The organism is Blastocatellia bacterium, from assembly GCA_025054955.1.
In the GTDB taxonomy this organism is placed as follows: Bacteria; Acidobacteriota; Blastocatellia; order HR10; family J050; genus JANWZE01.
On the sequence record JANWZE010000112.1, the window covers coordinates 38828 to 64603 of the forward strand.

General features: G+C 56.0%; 23 protein-coding genes. 7 read left to right on the plus strand and 16 right to left on the minus strand.

Going from position 1 to position 25776, the window contains the following annotated elements:
• Window positions 1-127 precede the first annotated feature (127 nt).
• Together NZ823_14270 and thiS are read right to left on the minus strand one after the other, a co-directional pair.
• A complete protein-coding gene (locus tag NZ823_14270) occupies window positions 128-1285 on the minus strand; it encodes an aminotransferase class I/II-fold pyridoxal phosphate-dependent enzyme (GenBank protein MCS6806292.1) in 1158 nt (385 codons plus the stop codon).
• A 105-nt stretch (window positions 1286-1390) separates the two neighbouring features.
• Window positions 1391-1603, minus strand: coding sequence for a sulfur carrier protein ThiS (thiS, locus tag NZ823_14275; GenBank protein MCS6806293.1), 213 nt, complete (start codon window positions 1601-1603; stop codon window positions 1391-1393).
• A 44-nt stretch (window positions 1604-1647) separates the two neighbouring features.
• On the opposite strand from thiS, the gene lipB reads away from it, so the two are divergent.
• Window positions 1648-2328: a lipoyl(octanoyl) transferase LipB gene (gene lipB, locus NZ823_14280; protein ID MCS6806294.1), complete on the plus strand. Its 681-nt coding sequence runs from the start codon at window positions 1648-1650 to the stop codon at window positions 2326-2328.
• Window positions 2329-2369: 41 nt separating this feature from the next.
• Window positions 2370-2942, plus strand: a complete 573-nt coding sequence (locus tag NZ823_14285; protein MCS6806295.1) for an ATP-binding protein — start codon at window positions 2370-2372, stop codon at window positions 2940-2942.
• Window positions 2943-3017: 75 nt separating this feature from the next.
• On the opposite strand, the gene NZ823_14290 is transcribed toward NZ823_14285, so the two are convergent.
• Together NZ823_14290 and NZ823_14295 are read right to left on the minus strand one after the other, a co-directional pair.
• Complete coding sequence (locus NZ823_14290; protein MCS6806296.1) at window positions 3018-3893, minus strand: D-amino acid aminotransferase; 876 nt, start codon at window positions 3891-3893, stop codon at window positions 3018-3020.
• A gap of 1 nt (window position 3894) precedes the next feature.
• Window positions 3895-4887, minus strand: coding sequence for a dihydrodipicolinate reductase (locus NZ823_14295; protein ID MCS6806297.1), 993 nt, complete (start codon window positions 4885-4887; stop codon window positions 3895-3897).
• 107 nt (window positions 4888-4994) lie between these two features.
• On the opposite strand from NZ823_14295, the gene NZ823_14300 reads away from it, so the two are divergent.
• A complete protein-coding gene (locus NZ823_14300) occupies window positions 4995-6026 on the plus strand; it encodes a DUF4922 domain-containing protein (GenBank protein ID MCS6806298.1) in 1032 nt (343 codons plus the stop codon).
• Window positions 6023-7444 (plus strand): SpoIID/LytB domain-containing protein, encoded by a 1422-nt coding sequence (locus NZ823_14305; GenBank protein MCS6806299.1) that lies wholly within the window; start codon window positions 6023-6025, stop codon window positions 7442-7444. Before NZ823_14300 ends, NZ823_14305 begins: the two co-directional genes overlap by 4 nt.
• Window positions 7445-7970: 526 nt before the next feature.
• Here the strand turns inward: NZ823_14305 and NZ823_14310 are convergent.
• The 4 genes from NZ823_14310 to NZ823_14325 form a co-directional block, all read right to left on the minus strand.
• Window positions 7971-11123, minus strand: coding sequence for an efflux RND transporter permease subunit (locus tag NZ823_14310; GenBank protein MCS6806300.1), 3153 nt, complete (start codon window positions 11121-11123; stop codon window positions 7971-7973).
• Between the two features lie 3 nt (window positions 11124-11126).
• Window positions 11127-12332, minus strand: a complete 1206-nt coding sequence (locus NZ823_14315) for an efflux RND transporter periplasmic adaptor subunit (protein MCS6806301.1) — start codon at window positions 12330-12332, stop codon at window positions 11127-11129.
• Window positions 12329-13003, minus strand: coding sequence for a TetR/AcrR family transcriptional regulator (locus NZ823_14320; protein MCS6806302.1), 675 nt, complete (start codon window positions 13001-13003; stop codon window positions 12329-12331). The genes NZ823_14315 and NZ823_14320 overlap by 4 nt, the downstream gene beginning before the upstream one ends.
• A 303-nt stretch (window positions 13004-13306) precedes the next feature.
• Window positions 13307-14410: a rod shape-determining protein gene (locus tag NZ823_14325; protein MCS6806303.1), complete on the minus strand. Its 1104-nt coding sequence runs from the start codon at window positions 14408-14410 to the stop codon at window positions 13307-13309.
• A gap of 475 nt (window positions 14411-14885) precedes the next feature.
• On the opposite strand from NZ823_14325, the gene NZ823_14330 reads away from it, so the two are divergent.
• Window positions 14886-15689, plus strand: a complete 804-nt coding sequence (locus NZ823_14330; protein MCS6806304.1) for an energy transducer TonB — start codon at window positions 14886-14888, stop codon at window positions 15687-15689.
• A gap of 155 nt (window positions 15690-15844) precedes the next feature.
• On the opposite strand, the gene NZ823_14335 is transcribed toward NZ823_14330, so the two are convergent.
• Complete coding sequence (locus NZ823_14335; protein MCS6806305.1) at window positions 15845-16930, minus strand: ferritin-like domain-containing protein; 1086 nt, start codon at window positions 16928-16930, stop codon at window positions 15845-15847.
• 383 nt (window positions 16931-17313) lie between these two features.
• Here NZ823_14335 and NZ823_14340 point away from each other — a divergent pair, with 383 nt between their 5' ends.
• Window positions 17314-17904 (plus strand): methyltransferase domain-containing protein, encoded by a 591-nt coding sequence (locus NZ823_14340; GenBank protein MCS6806306.1) that lies wholly within the window; start codon window positions 17314-17316, stop codon window positions 17902-17904.
• A 185-nt stretch (window positions 17905-18089) separates the two neighbouring features.
• On the opposite strand, the gene fadJ is transcribed toward NZ823_14340, so the two are convergent.
• Genes fadJ through NZ823_14375 form a run of 7 tightly spaced genes read right to left on the minus strand, consistent with a single transcriptional unit; the run spans window position 18090 to window position 24977 of the window.
• Window positions 18090-20219, minus strand: a complete 2130-nt coding sequence (gene fadJ / locus NZ823_14345) for a fatty acid oxidation complex subunit alpha FadJ (protein ID MCS6806307.1) — start codon at window positions 20217-20219, stop codon at window positions 18090-18092.
• Window positions 20220-20277: 58 nt separating this feature from the next.
• A complete protein-coding gene (gene sixA / locus NZ823_14350) occupies window positions 20278-20778 on the minus strand; it encodes a phosphohistidine phosphatase SixA (GenBank protein ID MCS6806308.1) in 501 nt (166 codons plus the stop codon).
• 2 nt (window positions 20779-20780) lie between these two features.
• Window positions 20781-21689, minus strand: coding sequence for a CHAD domain-containing protein (locus NZ823_14355; GenBank protein ID MCS6806309.1), 909 nt, complete (start codon window positions 21687-21689; stop codon window positions 20781-20783).
• Window positions 21690-21707: 18 nt separating this feature from the next.
• On the minus strand, window positions 21708-22049 hold the full coding sequence (locus tag NZ823_14360) for a hypothetical protein (protein ID MCS6806310.1): 342 nt from the start codon (window positions 22047-22049) through the stop codon (window positions 21708-21710).
• Window positions 22046-22768, minus strand: a complete 723-nt coding sequence (locus tag NZ823_14365; GenBank protein ID MCS6806311.1) for a thymidylate kinase — start codon at window positions 22766-22768, stop codon at window positions 22046-22048. The genes NZ823_14360 and NZ823_14365 overlap by 4 nt, the downstream gene beginning before the upstream one ends.
• Window positions 22765-23454 carry a dTMP kinase gene (gene tmk / locus NZ823_14370; GenBank protein ID MCS6806312.1) on the minus strand — a complete coding sequence of 230 codons (690 nt, stop codon included), beginning with the start codon at window positions 23452-23454 and terminating at the stop codon, window positions 22765-22767. Before tmk ends, NZ823_14365 begins: the two co-directional genes overlap by 4 nt.
• A gap of 11 nt (window positions 23455-23465) precedes the next feature.
• Window positions 23466-24977, minus strand: a complete 1512-nt coding sequence (locus tag NZ823_14375; GenBank protein MCS6806313.1) for a Ppx/GppA family phosphatase — start codon at window positions 24975-24977, stop codon at window positions 23466-23468.
• A 241-nt stretch (window positions 24978-25218) separates the two neighbouring features.
• Here NZ823_14375 and NZ823_14380 point away from each other — a divergent pair, with 241 nt between their 5' ends.
• Entirely contained in the window at window positions 25219-25683 is a 465-nt protein-coding gene (locus NZ823_14380; protein ID MCS6806314.1) for a J domain-containing protein, read from the plus strand.
• Window positions 25684-25776 lie beyond the last annotated feature (93 nt).

Genomic DNA, 25776 nt, shown 5'->3' on the forward strand with positions numbered 1-25776 from the left:
ACGTTTCAGCTTGTTTCGGATTTCGATATTCGGATTTAGGATTTCCCTCAAAGAGGGCTTCGGATTTGGAATTTCCCTCAAAGAGGGCTTCGGATTTCCCTCAGAAGAGGGTTCAAAATGGTCAGGCTCACTCCTTCAAGGCCTGGTCAAAATCGGCGATCAGCTCCTCGGTCGCTTCAAGGCCGACGGAAACACGAATCAAGCCGTCGGAAATGCCCAGCCGTTGCCGCTCCTGAGGAGACAAGCCGCGATGAGAGGTCGTCGCCGGGCGTGTGATCAACGTTTCGACGCCGCCAAGACTCGGAGCAATTATGGGGAGCGTTGTACGCCTCATGAATCGCTCAGCCGCTTCGGTTCCACCATGCAACTCGAAGCTAATCATCCCGCTGAATCCATTGAACAATCGGCGCGCGCGTTGATGACGCGGGTGAGTGGGCAAACCGGGATAGTTAACACAGGCGACCGCTGGATGCTCTTGGAGAAACTGCCCCAGTTGCAGCGCCGATTGATTATGCTGCTTCATACGAACGGCTAGGGTTTTCAGGCCACGATGGAGCAAAAAGCAAGCATGTGGATCAAGCGCGCCGCCCAGATGATCGAGTTTTCGCTTAATGGATTCAACCAGATCACCACGACCAATCACAGCCCCGGCCACCATGTCTGAGTGACCGTTGAGGTATTTCGTGGCGCTGTGCAATGACAGGTCGAATCCCCATTCTGCCGGACGGAAGTTGATTGGAGTGGCAAACGTATTGTCAATAATCGAAACCAGGCCGTGCTCGCGGGCAAACGCGACGACCGCTTCCAGATCGCCCACTTGCAGCAGCGGATTGGTCATCGTCTCGACATAAATGGCCTTTGTGCGAGGCCGCAGATAGGAGGCCCACGACGCTGGATCATCAGCGTCTATGAAATCATAGGTAAGCCCCAGCGCAGCAAAATCCTTTGTGATGAAATCATGAGTGCCACCATAGAGGCACGATTGCGCCAGTAAATGATCGCCGGCGGAGAGAATGGTCATCAGCGTCGTGGTGATCGCCGCCATTCCGCTGCCGGTCACAAGCGCCGCCTCAGCATTTTCCAGTGCGGCCAGCTTTTCGTGCAGCGCCAGATGATTGGGCGAATTGCTCAAGCGAATGTAGCGCAGGTCATGATAATCATCTTCGCCGGCATATTCGAACTGGGCGGTTTGAAAAATCGGCAAACTGACCGCACCGTTGATCCGGGGCACAGGCTCGCCGGCGTGAATGAGTTTGGTTTCAATATGCTTGAACGTTGTTGTCATAGTGAGTCATCTCCTGGGTTAGTTCGGAGCCCGATTGATGCGACATACCTAAGCCTCGAATCATGCTCCACGCCACTAATTGCCACACCCGGCAAGCCATCGGCTTCAGCTCACTGTTGCTCCGCCGCCGACAAAATGAACGATTTCCAAACGGTCATTTTCCTGAACGAGCGTCGTCGCCCAATCGGCACGGCGGACAATCTCCTGATTCCGTTCGACGGCGATGCGCTCTTCGTTCACGTTCAAGTAGCGAAGCAAGGCTTGCACAGTCAGCCCTGCCGGGATGTCGCGCGGTTCACCATTGATTATTACTTTCATGGTTTTGGATTGTAGCACTGCTCGGCCAAAGATAAAATCATTCTATGTTGCAAGTCGCTCAACTGGGTCGCGCGCGTTACGGGCCGGTGTGGCAATGGCAGCGGCGCTGCCTGCAACGACGGCAGCGCGGCGAAATTCCCGATCAGCTCATTTTGGTTGAGCATGAGCCGGTCATTACGTTGGGCCGGAACGCGGCGCTGGACAACGTACTCGTGGACGAAGCGACACTAGCCGCTTATGGCATTGAGCTGCATCACATCGAACGCGGTGGCGACGTGACATTTCATGGACCAGGTCAGTTGGTTGGCTACCCGATCGTTCACCTGCGCGAGCGGGGCATCGCCGGGCCGGTTCGTTATGTGTGGATGCTGGAAGAGGTGTTGATAGAGGCGCTGGCTGAGTACGGCGTCGAGGCGTTTCGTCGCGAGAAGATGCGCGGCGTCTGGACTGATCGAGGAAAGATCGCCGCCTTGGGCGTCCATGTTTCGCGTGGCGTTACCATGCACGGGTTCGCGCTCAACGTCAATACCAACCTGGACTACTACCAACTGATCGTGCCATGCGGGTTGACAGACCGGCGCGTCACGTCGCTCAGTCAATGGTGTGGACGGGAAATTCCCTTGCGCGAGGTTGAGGAACGGGTGATCGCCGCTTTCGTCCGTCTCTTCGGATATGAATCAGTGCAAAGGAATTTTGATTGCCAAACCATCGAACGAGGGATATAAATGAAGGCGAAGAATCGAATCGGACCGGGGGCGCGAACAAGATGATGAAGGTTGCCATCATTGGCTCACATGGGTGTGGTAAGACGGCATTGGCGTTCTCGCTGTGCACTGAGTTACAGAAGCGCGGGCATCGTGTTGAGCTGGTCGTCGAAATGGCCCGGCGCAGTCCATTTCCGATTAACGAAGCAACGTCTGAGGAGGGACAGCTTTGGATTCTGCATCGGCACATTGTCGCTGAGTTGGAAGCCTCAGCGCGGGCCGCAACCGTCGTCTGTGATCGCTCGGTGCTGGACAACTACGCCTACTACAGTCATAAATTCGGGCGGCGACCTCACCTGGATGCGCTCGTTCGTGAATGGACCAAGACGTATGCGTTGCTAGTGAAGGTTCCAATCGTGGATCACTGGCTGATCAACGACGGCGTTCGCTCGGTTGATCGTCAGTTCCAAGCGCAGATTGACGCGCTGGTCGAGACCATGTTGAAAGAGCTGGCTCACGGCAACACCGGCCTGCTTCGGCTCAGTTATCCATTCGATGTCGAACAAATCATCGCGGCGCTGCCCACGAGCGACGCCACGCAGGCCTTGAGCCAACAAGCCGCTTACCCGGCTTGATCGCTCATTCTGTCACACGGACGCGATGACAATCTGCTTGTGGCGCCAAACCTGCTGGTCGCCCGGCTTGATCGCTCATTCTGAAGAGCGCACTGTCGCTTGGTAGGCAGCGTAGAGTTGGCGAAAGATTGGCCCTGGTTGACCGTCGCCAATCGGCTCATCATCAATCTTGACCACCGCGAGCATCTCCATCATCGTGCTGCTGAGAAAGACTTCCGATGCTGCTTTGAATTCGTCCAGTGTGGCGTTCCGTTCAATCGTGTGGAGTCCGTGTTGCTGAGCAAGCTGGAGCACCAAGTTGCGTGTCACACCCGGCAGGATGTGAGGTCCGAGCAACGGCGTCACCAACGCGCCCTCGTTGAAGAAGAAGAAATTGCTGCTCGTGCCTTCAGTCACGATGCCCTGACGAACGAGCAAAGCTTCCTGCGCGCCGACGCGATGGGCACGTTCTTTTGCCAACACGTTGGGCAGAAGATTGATGGATTTAATGTCACATCGTCCCCAGCGTTCATCAGGAAACGTTTTGACGGCAATGCCGCGTTCCCGCCACTCCAGCGGGACAGGGCGCACAGGCCGCACGGTCATCACGATGGTCGGCGGCACGCCCACCGGAAACAGATGATAACGCCGCGCGACGCCGCGAGTGATTTGCAAGTAGTACTCCGCCTCGCGCAGGCCGCTGCGGCGAATCAACTCGCGCGCCGTCTCAGCCAGTTCTGCATCAGACAGAGGAATATCGAGCTCAATCTCACGCAAACTCTGGCGCAGTCGAGCTAAATGTGGCTCGAGCGCAAACGGACGGCCATCATAGACGCGAACCACCTCATATACGCCGTCACCAAACTGAAACCCACGATCATCAATGGAAACCTTCGCGGAGGCGAAATCCATGAACTCACCGTTGAGCCATACTAACCCTTCTGATGTTGCGTGTTCTTCCGTCTGGGTCATGTCAAAACGCTCCGGCATATCGGATGGGAATGTCAATCATAGTGAGCAAGCCTGGCGCCGCGCGCTGCACTAACGGGATGGCATTGACCGCCATGGCGACAGTGGCCAGATCACCGTGCGTGCCGCCGGGAATCGTCAGATGAACATCGGGAACGCCCTTGATCCAGATGGTATCAGCCGGGGCGTCGGCGCCGACGTACATGCGAAGCTCCAGAGTGAGTTTTTCTTCGCCACCCTGCGTCGCGCGACAAATCTGCTTGACGCCAGCCACCTGACCGGCAGCGACGTGCAAGTACGGCGTGGTCACATCGCGCTCAGCGATGACCGGTTCAATTGTTTCGCTGATGTCATCCAGCGGCATGTTCAGTCCATGAGCGATCATGGCCGCTGATTCGGGCAAACCGTGATGCTTGATGCGACCGGCGGCAACCTCTTGATGAAACTCTTCAACGGTCAAGCCAGCGCCGACTTTCTTCTGCAACGGAAGCCGTCGCTGCGCAGCGTCCACCACGCGCAGCACACGCACTGCGTCAACGCGTTGACAGACCGACGAGGCAGTGAGCACCAACTTGTCCATCACATAACCGGGATTGACGCCCGTGCCCAGCACCGTCACGCCATTGGCTTTGGCCGCCGCGTCTATCCGCGCAGAAAGTTCCGGCGATTTTCTCAGCGGATAGGATAGCTCTTCGCATGTCGAAACGACATTGCTACCGGCTTCCACGCACGCAATGAGCTGGTCAACGACGTCCCTGAGATAAGACGAGGTGGAGTGAATGACTACGTCAGCCTTCCTCGCCAACACCTCAGCCGCGTTGTCTGACACAACGACGCCCCATGTCTCGTCCAGTCCAATGGCGTGAGCAAGGTCTTTCCCAACTTTGTTCGGATCAATGTCAATGGCGCCGATGAACGCAGCATTAGGTTTTTGCTTGGCCAGCGCAACGATCGCAGCGCCAATCGGGCCGATGCCGTATTGAATCAATCGTATCATTGGATGAATCCTCTTTGTGAGAAATTGAGCAAACCAAGGCCGGTATTATAACGCGCTCTGCGCGGATCAGCTATTGCCTCATCTGTTTTTGCTTGTGTGCGCCGCCGGTGAATGTAGTAAACTTGCCCCGCATGTCGTGGGATACGCGCATTCTCAGTCACGCCGAGTTAAGCGCCTTTGAACAGACGACGCGCTCGATGGATTGGCCAGCGCAAGTCAGGGCGCTGATCCGTCACCAACTGGCGCACTGGCCATTGCTGGCCGAGGGCGTCGAGTCGCTTTCACAAGTATCGGTGAAAAAGCTCTGGCTGTCGGATTACTGCGTGCTCGCCCAGTTTAATCCGAAACGGCTCGCCAGCGCATCGGCAGCCGTTGACACAGTCTCCGTCCAACAGCGCCCCTGCTTTCTCTGTGATACGAATTTGCCTGCAGAGGAAAAAGGCTTGGCCTACGGCGATGATCTGGTGATCCTGTGCAATCCATTTCCAATCGTGAGCCATCATCTTTCTATTGTGCACCGATGTCATATCGAGCAGACGATCATTGGAGAGTTTGAGCGCGTGCTCGAGCTGGCCAAAGACCTGTCGCCTGATTGGTTCATTCTCTACAACGGCCCGCAATGCGGCGCATCGGCGCCCGATCATTTCCATGTGCAGGCTGGCGCGCGTCAAGGATTGCCGCTGGAGCGCCACGTGACGCAGCTTCGCATGCGCTCAGTCTCCCACGCCGATGAGGTTCACGTGGTCACGCCTGAGCAATACCATCTGAATCTGCTCATCGCTCAGGGAGCAAATGGTCAGGCGCTCGCTCGGTGGTTCTACCAAGCAATCCATCTGTTGACTGAACTCACGGCCAGCCCTGCTGAACCGCTCATCAACCTAATTGTGACGTTCGACCAACCAAGCTGGAACGTCTACCTGTTCCCGCGCGCCAAGCATCGTCCGGCGTGCTACTTTGCTGAAGGGGACGACAAGCTGCTGGTCAGTCCCGGCGCGATTGATCTGGCCGGTTACGTGGTCGTTCCCATCGAAGCGCACTTTCGCAAAATTGATGCGCCGACTGTCAAGCAGATTTTCTCGGAAGTCACGCTCAGCTCGAATGTGTTCACTCAGCTCGTTGAACGGTTGAGGAGCTTATGAACGTTTTCACTGATGAACCGACTATCGCTGTCGGTTTGCTGACGGGCGTCAAGGAAGTTCATTTCGAGCTTTCCGGCGAATTCCAAACAACGACCAGACAAAGCCTGCGGCCAGGCCAGTATCAGGCTGTCGAAGAGCAGGGGCGCGTTCGCGTCATTGGTCCTGCCGGCGAACCGGCGGTTGATGCGCCCGTTGTCATCTTGATGCCACGTGAGCTTTCATCCAGCTCGTTTACGCTGGGCGTCACAATTGGGATTGACTTCCATTGGCAGCGCCAGCAGCGGCAGAGCTTTCGTGGCACGCTCAAACTGATGGCGCTACATGAACGGGGCTTGACGGTGATTAACCAAATTCCTTTGGAGTCGTATTTGATCAGCGTCATTGCGTCCGAGATGAGCGCGCTGTGTCCATTGGAGTTGTTGAAAGCCCATGCGGTCGTCTCTCGCAGTTGGCTGCTAGCTCAGTTGCAGAAGACAGAAGACCGGAGCCACGAATCACGAACCCCAAACCACGAATCACGAACCACGAACCACGAATCACGGATCACGCATCACGGATCACGGATCGTGGATCACGAACCACGACCCACGATCCACGAACTCATCCGTTGGTATGATCGGGAAAGTCACGCTGACTTCGACGTCTGCGCTGACGACCATTGTCAGCGGTATCAGGGCATCGGCAGAGCTTTTTCTTCAACCGTGTTCGATGCAGTTGAGCAAACGCGCGGGCTGGTGCTAGTTCACGGTCAAGACATTTGTGACACGCGCTTTTCTAAGTGTTGTGGTGGCATGTCAGAAAATTATCGCGCTGCATGGCAGGACGTAGAGGTTCCCTATCTGGTCGGCGTCTATGATGGGCCGGACTGGCCTGCCGGCTATGGACTGCCGCTGACCGAAGAAGCAAATGCTGAGCGTTGGATCACCGGCGCGCCGCCGGCCTACTGTCATACATCGGACGCAACGATCATAGAAGAAATCCTGCCCGACTTTGATCAGGAGACGCGTGACTTTTATCGCTGGCAAGTCTGTTACGCGCAAGATGAACTACAAGCGCTGTTGCGTCAGAAATTGGGTTTTGATCTGGGCAGCGTCATCTCGCTGGAAGCTATTGAGCGGGGCGTTTCGGGTCGTATCGTGAGATTGAAGATTGTCGGCGACAAGATGAGCATCGTTGTTGGAAAAGAGTTGGAAATCCGCCGCGCGTTGTCGCCATCACACCTGTATAGCTCAGCATTTATCGTTCGCGCTGAAGAGGCGGGGCGCGTGCCCGAACGATTTCGTTTGATCGGCGCGGGTTGGGGACATGGCGTTGGGCTGTGCCAGATCGGCGCGGCGGTGATGGCGCGGCAAGGAAAATCCTATCGGGAAATTCTCACTCACTACTATCGCGGCAGCTCGTGGCGCATATTGTATTAGCCGCGCTTGTCGGTCTGAGTTTATGCCAATTGCGGAGGAAGAGACCGCCTTCTTTGTTGGGACGCTGCTGTGTGAACGCTTGCTGAGGTGTCATGTTTTTGTGTCGCAGCGAAGCACGTTTGTAGGGGCGTCGCTGTATGGATGCCCGCTGAGAGGGCAGCTAGACGTGCAACGTCTGGGTAGGCGTCACCCTTAATCGTTCGCGCCTTCGATAGCCGCCACCTCGGTCTCCCATCGGCTCGTTCATGCTCTCCCGTCGCTGGCGGCCACAAACGCGCTGCTCTGGCGCGTCTCAAACGCGCCACGCTGGCTTGCTTTGCTGCTGGAGACGTTGCATGTCTGGCTACCTTCTTGCAGGCTGCTTGCGCGGCCTCTGGTGGGTGAACCACCATCATGATAACTTCATAAAATGCCCACAGAAGATCGTAGACTGCCGCTTGGGAGATTCTGTTCCTGCTCTCCCATGTCACTTGGTCAAATATGGTCTTTCGTTGGACTATTGGTGTAAGCTCACCGGCAAATCGCTCTAGCGAAATGTCGGCATGGACTCCAATTCTTCTAATTCATCTTCGGGTAGGAGCGGTTCCGGCTGAGCCTTGCGCCAGCGACGCAAGCGATTATTCAACCAGTTCTGCGCGTCGTCGAACAAGGTGTACATGACGGGAATCACCAACAGCGTGATGAGCAAACAAAGAGTTTGTCCGCCAATGACCACGATCGAAACAGGACGTCGCAACGAGGAGCCGGGACCGAAGCTGAACGCCATCGGCAGCATGCCGGCGACGATGGTGATCGTCGTCATCAAGATCGGTCGTAAGCGATCGCGATTGCCCTGGATAACCGCTTCGTGACGAGGGACACCCGCTCGTCGCAGCGCATTCATGTGATCAACCTGAAGGATCGAATTCTTTTTCACAATGCCGAGCAAGAGCAGCAGTCCCACTGCCGAGAAAATGTTGAGCGTTTCGTTCGTCAGATAGAGCGAGAGCAAAGCGAACGGAATGCTCAGCGGCAGGCTGATCATGATGGTGACAGCGTCCAGATAACTCTCAAACTGCGCGGCCAGGATCATGTACATGAAAATGACGGAGAGCACAAAAGCGATGAAGAAATTCTGCATCGCGCGGCCGAGCTCGCGGCCACGGCCGGTCAACACAGAAGAGTAACCGGGCGCTAAGCCCATGCGGCTGGTCTCAGCTTTGAGCCGATCCTGAACCTCAGCCAGCGCGATGTTTGTGCCTTCGATATTGGCCAACAACGTCAACTGCCGTTGCCGATTGAGCCGTTCCACTTGGGCTGGACCGGTGCGCTCATAGAGCTTGACAAGGTTGACCAGCGGCACGTTTTCTCCACGCGCCGACGGCACATAGATGCTATTGATCAGCGACGGATCGTTACGGAATTCCGGCGCCACGCGCAGCCGCACCTCGTACAACTCATCGCCTTCACGCAAAGGTTGCGTGATGCGGTTGTCGCCTTCATAGACGGTGCGCAGGCTACGGGCCACATCCTCGACGCTGACGCCTAGTTGCGCTGCCCGTTCGCGGTCAATGGTCACACCGATTTCAGGCTTGCCCGTTTCCAACGTCGAGTCCACGTCTACAATGCCTGGGATTGACCGAAGAAAGTTTTGTAAGTGCTCGGAATACCGCGCCAATTGGGCTAGATCAGGTCCCTGCAAGGTGTATTGCACGGCTGCTGCACGAAATCCGCCGCCAGCAATGGTGGCCACATTTTGCACACTGGTCCGCAACTGAGGATATTTCTTGAGCAATCGTCGAGCTTGCGCCATCACGTCGAATTGCGTGTAATCGCGTTGGCGTAAATCGGTCAATGTGACGTAGAGCGCGCCGTTGTTGACCCGTTGTTGGCTGCCAGCGCCAATGCTGGTGAGGATGCTGACGACGCCGGGCAGTGAACGCAGGTCGCGTTCGATCTGCTGCATAATCGTATCCATGCCTTGCAGCGAAGTGCCTTCTGGCGCGCGCACCGTCACCTCGAATTGATTTTCATCCTCAAACGGAATGAAGTCTTTGCCCAACGCCATCGCCAGCGGAACAGTGGAGATGACAATCAACGTGGCTACCAACACTGTCGCGCCGCGATGGCGCAAGCTCCACTCCAGCAGCCACAGGTAGCCCTGTTCTATCCAGCGATAGAATCTCCGCTCCTTGCTGGCCACCGTCCGCCCATGCGCATTTTGGCGTGCCTTGAGAAATCGCGCGCATAACATCGGCGTCAGCGTGAAACTGACAAACAGCGAGACCATGATGGCAAAGGCCGAGGTTAGCCCGAAGCTCTTCATGAACCGCCCCACGATGCCCGACATGAATGCCACCGGCAAGAAGATCACGGCCAGCGACAATGTCGTTGCCATGACGGCCAATCCAATCTCCTGGGTCGCTTCCTTGGCTGCCCGGCGCGGTGATTTGCCTTTCTCCTCAATATGCCGATAAATGTTTTCCAGGACAACGATGGCATCATCAATGACAATGCCGATCATCAACGCCAGGGCCAACATCGTCTGTGAATTCAGCGTGAAGTCGGCGTAGTACATCAGCGCGAACGTAGAGATAATCGAGATGGGAATGGCCAGGCCGGCGATTACTGTCGAACGCCAATTCCACATGAAGAGCAACACGACTAACGCGGCCAGAATGCCGCCTTCAATCAAGTGATCGCGAATCGCCTCAAATGACGAATTGATGTAAGCAGACTGATCACGAATGACGCGCACGGTGATGTCCGGCGGCAGCGATGGGAGAAGCCCGTTGAGCCGGGCCTTGACGGCCTCGATGACCTGCACCGTATTGGCGCCCGATTGTTTGCGCACGTCAAGCAGCACCGCCGGTTGACCGTCCAACCGCGCCAGCGTCCGCGGGTCTTCGATGGAATCAACGACATAACCAATGTGAGAAAATCGTATCGGCGCGCCGCCGCGCTCGGTGATGATGATATTCTCAAAGTCGGCTGGCTGCTCAATGCGGCCTAGTGTGCGCACGGTCACTTCGCGTTGACCTGCTTCAATACGTCCGCCGGGTATCTCCACGTTTTGACTAGCCAAGGCGCGGCGCAATTGCGGGATGGTAATCCCATAAGCGACCAGTTTCTTCGGATCGAAATAAACTTGAATCTCGCGCTTGCGGCCGCCAATCAGGCGAATCTGACCGACACCAGAGGTTGATTCCAATACTTCCTTCAATTGTCTCTCAGCGATTTCGGTGATCTCGCGCAGGTCGCGCGGGCCTGAAACAGCCAGCGACATGATCGGCGAGGCATCAGTATCCAGCTTCTCGATGATCGGTGGATCGGTTCCTTCAGGAAAGTCTCGCAGAATGCGACTGACACGGTCACGCACATCTTGCGCGGCCGTTGCCACATCGCGCTCCAGCGCAAATGTGACGATAACCTGCGAGACCCCTTCGACGGTCACCGAACGCAGCTCGTCAATCCCTTCAATCGTGTTGACGGCCTCTTCGACGCGCTTGGTGATCTGCGTTTCGACCTCTTCCGGCGAAGCGCCCGGCAACACGGTGGTGATGGTGACAATGGGAAAGTCAACGCGAGGAAAACGGTCCACACCGAGTCGCAGGTAAGAGAACCCGCCAATAACCACCAGCGCAGCGATCATCATGACGGTAAAGACAGGACGACGAATGCAGACTTCAGCCAGCTTCATGCCTCACCCTCCGAGCGTGACCCGCGCGCCATCAAACAGCGAGCCAGCATTCTCGATCACCACCTGTTCACCTGATTTCACGCCCTCTTGCACTTCGATGAACCCATCAAGGTTCATCCCCAGCTTGACCTGCCGCTCAACGACATGATCACCGTCGAGCACAAACACCTTGCTGATGCCGACATACGTCACCACGGCGCTCTGGGGCACGACTACCACCGTGGCCTGAGGATTAACAACCAGCCGAGCGCGAGCGAAATAACCGGGTCGGAGCTCGCCGCTGTGATTGTCCACTTCGGCTTCAATGGTCAGCGTCCGTGTCTCTGGATTGACAACCGGATTGATGCGCGTGACGCGGCCTTGAAAAACCTTGCCCGACAACGCATCCACATTGAATGACAGCGGGCGACCGACAGCGACGTTGGCAGCAAATGGTTCGGGCACTTCGCCACGCAGGCGCAGCGGATTGAGCTTGACCAGTGTGACGACACGGTCGCCAGCCCTGACACGCTCGCCGGCCGAGACGTGCCGCGCCGTCACGCCGCCCGCGATCGGCGCGCGGATGTCTGTTTTCTCCAGATTCAGCCGAGCCAGCGCCAGCGCCGCGCGCCGTTGTTCAAGTTGCATCCACAGATGGCGAGCTTCTTCCAATGCGCTTTGATACTGCGCTTCGGCAATGCGAAAATTGGCTTCGGCTTGATCTAGCTCCTGCTGTGAAATGACGTTTTCTTCTCGAAGCTGACGCAAGCGGTTCAACCGTAGCACACGGTCATCCAACGACGCTTTGGCTTGTTTGACCATCGCCGTTTGGTGTGGATCAAAGGTCTCTTGTCCTTCAGGGATGCCCAGTCGAACCCAGATTTGTTTAAGCGCCGCCTCAGCCTCCTGCAGTCGCAATTGAAAATCGCGTTTGTCAACATGGGCGATGACCTGCCCTGGACGAACTACGCTGCCGATGTCCACCGTGATCTGCGCGATGACACCTTCCACTTCACTGCTCACGATCACTTCATCATCGGTTGCCAGGACGCCAACAATTTCAATCGTCCGGGCTACTGTTCGCGCTTGAGCCGGCGCAACCCGGACCGTCGCCACTGTCGCCGGTTGCGCATTGGCGCTGGCCGGAGGCTGATCGCCCTTGCTTGAGCACCCGGCGCCACCGAGCGCGAGCATGATACCACAGCACGCCACCATCCAACTTCGACTCATGATGACTTCTTCTCCTTCTTCGATTGCAACACGCCATGCAAGAAGACTTGCGCAAACAATCGCGCTGCTTGGCGACTGCTGAGCTTCACAATCTTGCCCTCCGGATCGAATAACTCTCTGACCTGCGCCTGGTAAACAACCATGCCGAAAAATGCTCGCGCCATCGCCTTGGGCTCTACGGGACGATAAACGCCGTCTTTGATGCGTCGGGCGATGTAATCGGCAATGAACTGGAAATTCGGTGCGGCCTGCGACTGAAAAAACATCCGGCTCAGCTCATGCCCCTCCAACGCGCTGTGCAACAAGAGGCGCAAGAAAGTCCCATCCTGACGGTGCAATTCCAGAAGGCCATAGGCGAGGTCTTCAAACAGCGCTTCGTCATCCAGGCGCTCAATGTCGCGTTCGAGCACGCTGCGTATCTTCTGTTGATACTCGCTCATCTTGAAATCAATGATGGCTGAATACAAATCCTGCTTGGTGGGAAAATGACGAAAGATCAACGCTTCGTTGACGCCTGCTGCTGTGGCGATTTCTTTGGTCGTCGTCCCTTTGAATCCCTTTTGAGCGAACTGTTGCATCGCCGTGCGAATGATTTGCTGCCGTCGGTCGGCGGCGGTCATGCGCAATGGCTTCGCTCGTTGTTCAGTCACTGCCAGTCCTGGTGCGGCCATAGTCTTGGTCTCCTCGACGAAAAGTAAGTAACTACTTACCACGTTTTCCAGAATCTGGCAAGAGGCTTGCCGCGAATTCCTGCTGGGACGTGGTGCGCGCTCGGCCGATGGATCGTTGCGCGAGAGGCGACGTGCGCGTTTCCGGTGAATTACACAGTGCACCGGGCACACCACGACGGATGAAAAAGAAATTCTTCCGCGTCGGCGGCCGTGTTTTGTAGGCTATTTGGAGAGACGAAACCGATTCTTCCTAATGTAGGAGAATCGGCGTGAGTTCATGCAATCTGTGATTTTGAACAAGAGTTACGCGCTTTCCGCTTCCTGCATTGCCAGTGTGTGATCAATCTGGGTTTCAAGACCCCACGACGGAATATCGTCGTTGACGAGGAAGCGATCGAGCAATTCCGGTTTATCGAGTAAATATCCGGCGCCGCAGGCCACTGTTTCTAACGGGCGTTCTGCGCGCATCACTGGCAGGTTGATGTCATGCTGGAGCCGAGCCTCCAGACCGTGCAGGAGCGAGCCACCACCGGTCAACAGGATACCGGTCGTAAACAAGTCAGCAGAAACATCCGGCGGAACCTCGCTCATGACCAAGCGAACGCTTTCACTGATAGCCCGAATCAGACGGTCTAGTACGTTGAAAATCTCATCGCTGTCAACCTCAAGTTGATGTGGCGCGTTGTCAACCATGCTTTTGCCAACTATGGTCGTAGCGCGACGTTCCGCATCGGGCAATGCACATCCGAGTTGAATTTTGATGGATTCAGCCGTTTGCTCTCCGACGAGAACGCGGTAGGTTTGGCGAATGTATTCGGCGATGGCTCGATCCATAGCCAGCCCGGCGATGTCTACCGAGTGCGATGAGATGGCGCCGGATGCCGACACGATGCTGATGTTCGTTGTTCCGCCGCCAATGTCCACAATCATTCGGGCGCGGGTGTCTTGGAAGAGCACGCCGGCGCCAATAGCTGCTGCGACGCCTTCCTCGACCAATGAGACATGGGCGCCGCTGGCTTGCGTGACAGAGACCTGGATGCCACGCCGCTCCAGGTGAGTGGCGGAATTCGGCGTGCCGACAATCATGTGGTAGAGCCGGCGCGGCAGCAACCAATGTTGGCCTGCCTTACGTAAAAATATGCGCAACATGCACTCGGTTAATTCGTAGTTGGCGACGACGCCATGCTCAATCGGACGATGCACGATGATGTCGCGCGGTTCACGACCCATCAGGGTCAGCGCTTCGCGCCCGGCCGCCATAATATTACCGGTGAACCGGTTCAGCGCGATCAACGAAGGCTCATTCAGCACGATGCCGCGCCCCGGCGAGTAAATCAGCGTGTTGACCGTTCCCAAGTCAATGGCCAATCCTCTGTTGAACAACCGCTTTATTTTCCTGTGGATCATACCTTCTACTCTCACCTCACTCCTGCATCTATTGCTCGGTGTCGAACGCTTGGATGCACAGATTCGTGTTTGCGTTTCACTGAGATACTGATGAGATCAAAAATGACGATCCGTGCAGCGCCGATACGCTTGCTTCTTGGCTCTCCGGCTAACCCCTGCGCGTTACACGCCTTCTCACGATCGCTTCACGCGCCAGGAGCTTGAGCCGATGGACCGATGGGGGCATACACCGGCGCTGAGTTTTAACTTTGAATTTCAACTTTTGTAACACGCGTGCCGTATAGTTGGAGCTTCTCGGTGGGAACTTAAGGTCCCCGATGCGCGTCCATCGAGGAGGAGTTGTTCATGTCATCAGTAGGGAGGCGTGATAAGAATGAATCACAGGCTGAATGCCTGCGCCACATTCTCACAGGAGTTGTCACTATGCAACAGCACGCCACGAACCATGAAAATGGTTATTTTTGAAGGAGTGATTATGATGTTTGAAAAGTCGTTGATTGTGACATTGCCTCAACGCAGCCGGCAGCCATTGAGAGGTTTCTTGGTTGGCACGTTTATCGGCTACAGTGCCTTGATTGCCGCGGTGTTGGTTGGCAGCATTTTATTAACACAGCCTCAATTGAATGAAACACTGATGGGGTCAGTTTTTATTTCATCACCGCCGCCGCCACCGCCGCCACCACCCGCAGATGGCGCAACTCGACCTGTATCCTCGGCTACAGCCGTGCGAACCATCGCATTTACCTATGTGGGTCCAACGCTCACGCCACGCCAATTGCCGTTGACCCATGATCTGCCCGGTGATGGTGAACGATCTACTGTGGGCCTCTCTAGTGGCGTTGAGGGTGGGGTGCCAGGCGGTGTTGCCGGCGGTGTGATCGGCGGTATCGTCGGGGGTGTGCTTGGCTCGATGCCTGCGGCCACCGCAACGCCTCCATCTTCGACCGTCAGGCCAGATGAAGCTCGTGCGACACCACCAATACCTTCTGCAACGCCCCAACGGGTGAGCACGGGTATTTTGTTAGGCAACACGGTCCGTCAAGTGGCGGCTGCATACCCGCCGATTGCTCGTAGCACCGGCATTGAAGGCGTCGTTGAAGTTCAGATCGTGGTTGACGAGCAGGGCAACGTGATTGCAGCGGAAGTGTTGAGTGGCCATCCGCTGCTGCGGCAAGCTGCGCTGGAAGCGGCTCGTCAATGGAAATTCCGGCCCACGATGTTGAACGATCAGCCAATCAAAGTATCGGGCATACTGAAATTCACATTCAAGCTGACGTGAAGCTCGGCGTTGCACAGGAAGCACATGCATCAGCCGAGCGGAGCGTGATCTCACAACCAGATCGTTGATTACCGTGGCGCGGAGAGTGGTCGCCGAGAAAGTTGGCCAAGCGCCGCCGGCGGCTGGCCGACGGCGCGCCACTTGCATCGTGTGCCTCATTCAGCGGCGGCAATCGTCTCTTGCACATGAGCGGCGCGCGCAGCGCGCAGCCGATCATACTCAGCGGCCACGTCTTCGTCCATGCGGCTGAGCTCATCAAGATCAACCTCGGCAAATTCGAGCACGTCCATATCAACAAACGCCCTCTGGATGCGCGGGCCCCACACGCCAATATCCTTGAGTGTTGGCACAATGCGCGTGAACAATCGCCGTTGGTATTGTTTCATGAAGAAGGAATTTGCTACGTACTCTATACACTCTTGGACAGGCAGTCCGAGGTGCTCCCAGACTTCTTGGCCGAGGAACCGGTCGCGCATCAAGTAGCACGCTTCGACGGCGAACTGTTCGCGCTCGTCGCGCTCCGCCTCGGTCAACTGTGGATAGTAGTCGCGCAATGCCAGTCGGCCAAACGCAACGTGTCGCGCCTCGTCTTGCATGACAAAAGAGGTCAGGGCTTGACCCAGTGGCTCGCTGGCCAGATCACGGATTGTTCCGAAGGCAGCCAGCGCCAGTCCTTCGATGATGACCTGCATGGCCAGATATGTCATGTCCCAGCGCGAATCGGTGATCGCCTGAGTGAGCAGAATCTTCAAATGCGGATTGATGGGGTAGGATAACTGAATTTTTTCACGCAGGTATCGAGAAAAAACTTCGACGTGCCGCGCTTCGTCAAAGACCTGCGTTGCCGCATAAAATTTCGAGTCTATATCCGGCACCGTTTGGACGATCTTGGCTGCGCAGATGAGCGCGCCTTGTTCTCCATGCAGGAATTGCGAGAATCGCCATGAATCCAGATGACGCCGCACCGTGGCTCGCTCCCGCTCGTTCAGTTTATCCCATACGTCCGAGCCGAAGATCGGCACGTATTCATCAGGAAAGCCAAGCGGATTATCGAGGTTGACCTCAAGCGACCAATCTAATCGTTCGTTAGCGTTCCACTGTTTGGTTTTCCCTTTTTCGTAGAGGTTGAGCAGCTTTTCACGACCGGCGTCATAATCCCAATTGAATACGGTCTCAATGCCGACCGTCGGAATGATCCATTCGGTTTGATCCACAGGTAACGTGTATGTTTGCGTCTTCACAGTGTGCCTCCTTCTATATCAATTCTTCTCGCGCTCATCATACTCATTGCGTTCGTTTGAAGCAACTGTGTTCAAAATAGAGTCGGGACAGTTGCCTGAGATACGCTGCGCAACGTGGAGTGATTCTGGGGCCGGCAGCGCGCCCGTTCATTGTCATTCAATAACGAACACGCTTCCATCCTGAGCGAGTTGAGGTGCGCTGATTCTCCTCGGGTTGGTGTGCTGTATCGTTGAGCTAAGCGAACTGGATTGCCACTCTTGCCGTTGTCTAACGACTGGCCTATACTGCCTCTGCTCTGGGATGGTTGGAGTATGGACGAGCGTTACGACATTGCGGTCGCCTTTGAGTGGTTCACGCGCGGCGCGTTTCTGGGAGGGAACGCATGAGTTTGAAGACCTTCGCCACGGAAGTAGTCTCTGACTTTTACACCACAGCAGCCATTGCTCCCAGCTCTCGTTATTTGACCGACGCCATGCTTAAACCATTGCCGCTGGCTCGTGCCCGGCTGGTCGTGGAGTTTGGTCCTGGCACCGGCGTCATGACGCAAGCATTGCTCGATCTGTTGCCGCCGCGCGCCAAGTTGTTTGCTTTTGAGATCAATCCTCAGTTCTTTGAATATCTGCGTGAGACCATTGCCGACCCCCGCTTGGTTCTCTTCAACGCAAGCGCTGAGACACTCGCGCAGGAATTGCGTCGGCGAGGCCATCACCGCGTGGACGCTGTTGTCTCTTCATTGGGACTTGGCTTGATGTCGGAGCAGCAACGACATGCTATTTTGAGCGGGCTGATTCCGTTCATGGACAAGCGCAGCGTGCTCACACAATTTCAATACATTCACAGCATGCAGATGCACAATGGCCGTCCCAGCCGTTTCAGCGCAGCGCGTTTCTTGCGCCATTACTTTCGTTCAGTTGAACGCAAAATGGTCTGGCGCAACCTGCCGCCGGCATTTGTTCTAATCTGTCGCCGGTGAGTTTGAAATTTGCCGCCCATGGCAGCCAACAACCTGACCGCAGAAGCCAGTTCCGTCGGTTCGATCATAGCAATTTTCAATTGTCTTTAGCCTGGAGGCCCCGCATCTTGCGGGATGATTCACGGTGGAAGCATGTGCTCTCAGGGTAGACTCATTCACAAACCGCTCTATTGGCATACCGTGAGCTAATAAAATGTGTGCCCGGCGCGAGCCATATCAATCAGCAGTGGCGCGGGGGCGAGACGTCCGCCAAGGCGCGAAGCCAGCGAGTCCAAGCGTGCAACAATCGTGCCGACGCCTTCAGCATCAATATAACGGAACGGGCCGCCGCGGAATGGCGGAAAGCCTAGTCCCATGATAGCGCCCAGATCACCATCGCGCGGACTGCGCAAGATGCCCTCCTGTAAGCAAAGGGCTGCTTCGTTGATCATCGCCAGGCTCAACCGCTGTTGAATATCGGCGAGCGGAAGAGCTTTTCGTTGGCGGCCGTGCGGCAACAGGTCGTAAACAGTTTGGTCAACTCGCTTGCTTTTGCCGTCGTAGGTGTAGAACCCGCGTTTGTTTTTGCGTCCGTAGCGTCCGTCGGCGACGATGCGTTGCATGGTGTCGGGCGGTTGCAGCCGGTCGCCGAAAGCCCGGTGCATGATCGGCGCGACGTGCGCGGCCACATCAATGCCGACTTCATCGAGTAACGTGATCGGCCCAACGGGAAATCCCCATTGCACCATGGCGCGATCAATATCTTCAATCGCCGCGCCTTCGGCCAGCAGATGGGCGGCTTCATTCATGTATGGAGCCAGTATCCGCGACGTGTAAAAACCAACGCCATCGCGCACGACGATCACCGTTTTACCGATTCGCTTGCCGAAAGCCACGCAGGTCGCCGTTACCGAATCGTCGGTCTGATTGGTCACGATGATTTCCAGCAACGGCATCTTGGGCACGGGTGAGAAGAAGTGCATGCCGATGACGTTCTCCGGGCGCGTCGCAGCCCGCGCAATCTCTGTGATGGGAATCGAAGACGTATTCGACGCGAAGATGCAGTCCTCGCGGGCTACTGCTTCAAACTCGCGCAGCACTTGATGTTTGATGGTCAGGTCTTCGAATACCGCTTCGATCACCAGGTCTACAGTGCGAAAGCCAGTATAGTCGGTTGTGCCGGAGATCAGATTCAGTCGCTGCTCGGCGGCGCGCGCGTCGAGTATTTTCTTCTGGCGCTTTTCGGAGAAGTAGTCGTAGCATGCTTTCAAGCCGCGTCCCAAGCTGGCGTGATCTTTATCTTTCATGCGCACGGGGATGCCTTTCTCAGCGGCCACCATGGCGATGCCGGAGCCCATGAAGCCGCTGCCGAGCACGCCCAGTTTGTTGACTTCACGCGGTCGGATGTTGGCATGGCTGACGCCTGTATCTTTCTTGGCCGCCGTGATGGCGAAGAAAAGATTCATGAGCTGTCGCGCGACGGGCGAAACGGCCAGTTGGCCAAACAGGCTGGACTCAATTTCCAGTCCTTTTTCCAGTGTGGTGGCGATGCCGCGTTTGACGGCCTCCAGCGCTTTGAGCGGAGCTGGGTAGTGTCCGTGCGTTGTCTTCAGCACCAACGCGCGCGCTCGGTTGAACAGGAGAGAGCGTCCAAGAGGATTTTTTTCGAGCAACAGATTGATCACCGGATGGCCGCCGACCTTGCGTTTGGGTCGCCAGCCTGACGCCAGTTGCAAGGCGCGTTGACGCGCGGCAATGAGGAGCGTTTCTTTCGGCACGACTTCGTCCACGAGGCCGATGCGTCGAGCTTTCTGTGGGTAGACGTTTTTGCCGGTGAGGATGATGTCGAGCGCGGCCTGAATGCCTATGAGTCGCGGCAATCGCTGTGTGCCGCCGGCGCCGGGCAGCAAGCCCAACTTCACTTCGGGCAGGCCCAGCACTGTCGCGGGATCATCGGTGGCGATGCGATAGTGGCAGCCCAGCGCCAGCTCCAATCCGCCGCCCAGGCATGAGCCGTGAATGGCCGCCACGATGGGCACGCGGGCGTTTTCAAATCGGCTGACGAACTCTTGACCGCGACGACTCATGGCCGCGGCTTGGCCTGCCGTCTGGAAAGTCAGAAAATCGTTAATGTCGGCGCCGGCGATGAAATTATCCGGCTTGTTGCTGATGAGCACGACGGCTTTGAGGGCCGGCTCCTGCTCGATGCGTGTTAACAGGGCTTGGACCTCGTCAACCAGCGAGAGCGAGAGCGTGTTGACCTTCTCGTCAGGCTTATCAATGCGCACAATGCCGACGCCATGCTCATCAATCTCGAATGAAAACGTTTGTGTCATTGTCGGTCCTCATCGTTATTCATGACCACAACAAAACATCATTGCACGGGGCGGTGAGTCAGCCAAGCATTCTCAGTTGCCGAGGCGTGAGCAGCCACTGAAGGGTGGCGCACCGGCCATGCCTCAAGCTGTTCACCGTCAGCTTGCATAGGCCGCCCTTCTTCATGGTGAGCTGCAGCCGCTCATCGCCGACCAGCAAGGTGGAGATGAAACTGCTCAGGTACGGCTCATGGCCGACAAGCAAAATACTATCGGCTGATTTGCCGTGACGGCTCAGTTCCGCGACCAGCTCAGCCGGATCACCGGCCGGTGTCAGCGCCGTTGTGGTGATCAGTTTATCTTGCGCGTCGAACACTGTGGCGACGATCTCCGCCGTATGTCTGGCTCGCTGATATGGGCTTGTCAGAATCAGATCAAACGACAGTCCGAGGGCTTTCATGCCGTGAGCTGCCTGGACCATTTTCTTTTCGCCCTCAGGCGTCAGCGGCCGGTCGCTATCCCGATAGCCGGGCGTGCCGCGTTCAACGGCAATCGCGTGTCGGAGAATATACAGCTCCATACTCACACCGTTGCCTTCTTGGACCGTGATTCAGTTGAGATACGCAGATACTGGTGATTCCAAAACTGGAACAGCTCGTCGGCTGATTGCACATAGGTTTCAATCAACTGCGCGCGTCGCTGGGCCAGCCATTGCTCCACGGCCGGCAACGTCAGTTTTTCTTTTCGCAGAAACGCTGTCAGGTTGGCGGTCAGCACTTCGATATCCTGAACATCTCCCATCATCGTTTGATAGTCGTGCATGTGTTTGAGCCGATCCTGTGTCACATCCACCAGCAAGGGTTGGAGCACTTCGACCATGTAGCGAAATCGTTTGAAGGCCACGCGCGTGCGATGAATGGTGGCCGAATCGGCTGGGTCAACAGCCCGTCGTCGCTCGACGACCTTGGCGAACGCGCGTTCGACAGCGTTGATAATGGCCACAAACGGATCGTCTGATGGAGCCGGATGGCGCGCCATCTGGCGCAACTGTTTTTGCAGCGTTTTGACCGATTTTTCCAGCCGCGCGAGGCCCAGCTTTTTGACTTGCTTGCCAAGTCGTTTGATCAATTGCCGCTCGCGTCGCGCCAATTCGTCATGGAATCGCTCAAGTTCAGGGAAGTCAGCTTGCAGGGATTGGATCGAGAGCAACTGCACCTGCGTATCTCGGAGTGAATCGAACATATCGAGCCGTCGCTTCAGCGCGCGGCGCGTTCGTTTGAGCCGAGCGTCGGCAATGAGATGACTCACCAGATCAAGCAGCGACATCAATCGGCGCGTGGCCACACGCAAGTCGTGAACGGCCTCTTCGGAGAACTTCTTCTGGCATCGGCGCACCTGCCGCTCATATTTGCGCCAACGTGTCGAGAGCGCGTTGACCAGCAGGTCAACGAGCTCAGCAGCACGTTGATGGGTTGGCTCCAGAAGTTGCATCGTCAAACCTCTAGCCCGTCATTTGAGCACCAGTTTTTGCATTGCCTCAATGGCGCGTTCGATTTTGCGCAGGTCCTTACGGCGGCCTTTTTCTGGTCGTACCGAGAGCTGGTCTAAGATGGCCGTGAGTTCTTGCAGCGTCGCTCGACTGAGCGTTGATCGCCCGCTGGCGCCGGCGACGAGGTCAATGATTTCCAAAAGATCATGTTCGACATTGGTCAAATATGTCTGCACCGTCTCTTGGGTCATCGAGCGCAAGTGGTGGAGTCGAGCCAAGCACTCTTTTTGCTGATCGGTCAACTTTTCGGGCGGCCTCTTGGCGACAGCCGTTTGCGTGCCTGATGGGTTTTTTGATTTCATGAGCCGGCTCCTTGACTGGCTTCAACCAGGTGCGGATTCAGCATGATTTCAATCTTCGCTTGCAGTTCGTTGGCGACGGCACGGATGGAGCGATTCCCGTTGATGGTGTCGAAGTGGTAGATGGTGCGCATGGCGCGGAGTTCACGCTGAATTTGACGTTGATACCGGATGAAGCATTCGTACATGTCGCCTGAACGCCGGATGTCCATGCCCGACTCCCAATAATCCAGTGTGGCGTTTTTGCGAAAGTTTCGCTCAGCCAGAATTTTGGGCGAGACCTCCAAGTAGAAGACGGCGTCGGGCACGAGCGCAATGCTGTAGACATCGCGAATCCATTCAGGATGAGCGCCACGCACAATGGCGCGCGCCATCAGCGTGTAGATGTAGCGGTCGGCCAACACGACAAATCCCGAACGCAACGCCGGGATGATGGTGTGTTCCAATTGATCGGCGAAGTCGGTGGCGTAAAACAGGCACAGCGTCAGCGGCGATAGGATATTGCCTTGCATCGCTTCTTCCAGTTCCGCTTCCACCAGCCGCGAGCGTTTCAATCCAACTTCCGATGTGGCGTAGCCGAGTCGTTCCAGCCAGTCGCGCAGCAGGGCAATTTGCGTCGAGCGGCCCGAACCGTCTGCGCCTTCGATCACAATCAACGTGCCTTTCAACTGCTCGACGTTCACGCCGGGGATGCCGGTGCCATAGAAACGTTTCGGCGTCATCGCGGTATCCTCCATTTATAGCGAGGCAGGTCAATGCGCTGTTGCACGATCTGTCGCACGTCGCGGTGTTCCAGCTCAGGCGCGCGATTGGCGTCAATGATCACAAAGTTGAACTCCTCGGCCATGTGCCAGTACTCTTGATAGATTTTTTCCTGAAATAGCTTGAAGCTTTCATACGGGTCAGGGGACAGATTCATATCCATGCCGGCCTCATAGTATTTCAACTGAGGACGTCCTTCCAGAATGCGGCTCAGCGCGACATCCATCGGCACATGAAAGAAGAACGTCAGGTCGGGATGGCGGGCAAAACTATAGAGCTTGCGCAGCCATTGGCGGTCGCAGCCACGCGCCGCATCGCGCGCAAACGCCGTGTAGATGTAGCGATCGGCCAGCACAATGTAGCCGGCGTGCAATAACGGTAGAATCTGTCGCTCATATCGGTCGGCAAAGTCGGTGCAATGAATCAGCGAGAACGTGGTCGGCGTGAGCAAATGCCGTTTCTTCCCTTTGGTGGTCGCTTTTTTCACCAACGTGGACGAATTCCATTCGGTGAAAAAAACCTTGTAGCCCTCCAATTCCAGCCAGCGTTTGAGCAGATAGATTTGCGTGGACTTGCCCGAGCCATCAATCCCTTCGACAGCGATCAGTTTTCCTGGCATGTCACTACGTGACGAGCTGAGACGCATAAGCCGCTCCTTTAGTCTTCGACGACAAACTTCACACCGAATACTTCTTCAAGCAACGTCGCTTTTCGTTGCAGAGCCCATTTCTCCAACAGCATATCACCCTCGCCGTGGAGGCGCATGATGAGTTTGGGTTTTTTGTATTCGAGGGTGAACTGATGGACTTTGCCGGCGTGTTCAGTATCCAGCGCGTCGGCAATGCGCAAGAGCGCGGCCAGCTTGCAAACAACGACGCGGTCCTTCGCCGACAGATTGCGATAGGGTTCATGCTTAAGCGTGGGAAACGCCTTGCGATGATAACGGGCGACGTTGGCCACAATGGCGCGTTGCGCATACGTCAATCCGAGCAACGGCGTGGCCATCAGCAAATAGTATGAGTGCTTGTTATGGCCCACGATGTGCACGAACTGCCCGATGTCGTGCAACAGCGCGGCGACCTCTAGCAGCAGGCGACTCTCTTCGTCCAGACGATGCAACGACTCGGTGGCATCGAACAACCGCGCGGCAAAGTTGGCCACCGTCGTAGCATGTGATTCATCAAAGGCGTATTTTTGACCTAGCCGTCGGGCTGCTGCCAGCACCTGTTCGCGGTGCAAATTCCGACGACCATTGCGCACATCCTGAGCGATGTCGAGCAGTAAACCATCTTTCAGGCCCACATGCGGGATCATCACCTCAGCGACGCCGGCTTGTTTGAGGATCTTCTGTAACACAATCGCAGCCGGCATGATCACGTCAGCGCGGTCGGGACGCAAGCGCAGGGTGCGCATTCGCTCTTCGTAGCTCAGACTTTGTAGTTGCTTGATGATGGCATCCAGTTCATCATCCGTGATGAGGGTATTCTGCTGGCGATTGAGCAACGTCTGCCGCAGATCACCCAGCGTTTCAATGTTGCCGCCCGTGCCAACGCACACGTCAATTTTCTGCTGACCGATTTCTTTTCTCAAGCGGCGTCGGGTCGCATCTACGTACTCGCGCACCAGCGTGTTGAATTGTCGCTGCCCGCGCTGCTTTTCTTCCAGCTTTTGCAGCAAGCGCACCGTGCCCATATTGAAGCTTTCTGTGGCGATGATCTGCCCATTAGCGGCAAGTGTCACCTCTACGCTACCGCCGCCAATATCAACCAGCATGGCCAGTTTGTTTTTGAGATTGAGAGCTTCATTCACCGCCAGATGAATCAGTCGCGCTTCCTCCTCTGGATCAATGACCTGAACCTCAATGCCTGAAGCCTGCGTCAGGCGATCAATGACAATGTCGCGATTGAAGGCTTCGCGCATGGCGCTGGTGGCCACAGCGCGGACCCGCTGGACGTTGTGCGCGTCAATAACCTTGCGGAATCGAACGAAAGCTTCGATCGCCCGCTCCAGCGTTGGTTCACCGATCAGTCCTTGCGTGAACACATCCTGACCCAGTCGAACAGGCTCACGCAAACTTTCCAACAGTTGCAGACCCCGGCTTCCGTTGACGCTTCCAACGACCAGCCGCATGGCATTTGAACCGACGTCAATCGCAGCAATGGTTGGCATGGATGCCCAAATATAGCATAAATTGTGTTAAATCGGTGTTACACGAACAGGCCTCAAATCCCAAAGACCAGACGGCAAACATCAGAGCTCAGAGAGAATTGAGGGGCTGGCAGCTTCCTGTTTGAACATTTACATCGTTTTAACAACACCTTAATTGGATCGTTACATCCGCCGATTAGAATGCAAACCTTAGGGCAAAGCCTGTGAGGGTCAGCAAACACATCGAAGGTGAAACTGATGTATGAAAATTTCCGTGACGCAGACTGAAGCCGGCTTACAAGTCAGGTTGTATAGCGACTCAGCGCATTTTGCCGTGGCACTGGAGACGATGAAGTCTCACATTCCCCGTCATCATCGGCGCTTTGACGCTGCGCAAAGATGCTGGATGATTGATCCTCAGGGTCAAGGCCGATTGGAATCATGGCTCAGTTGGATGCGGCGCGAGCTGAAGGCTGAGGTAGTTTATCGTAGCCCACACCATCGTTCTGACTCGCTCGATCAGCGCTCGTCCCTGACGCCGGCTTACGCAACCTTGCATTTGTTGCCGACCGCCCCACCGGAACTTGTCAAAGCTGCATACCATTGCCTTGCCAGGATCAATCATCCGGACGTGGGCGGTGATACTAAATCCATGCAGCAGATCAACATCGCTTACGCCCATATCAAGCAGCATGGCATGAATCCTGACCGCACGACATCACGTTGAGGTATATGACGGGAATTTACACATCCGTAACATGGAATTCATCAGGCTGTAACATTCGCGCCATAGAATGAGCGCCTTAGGAGATTCCAAAGA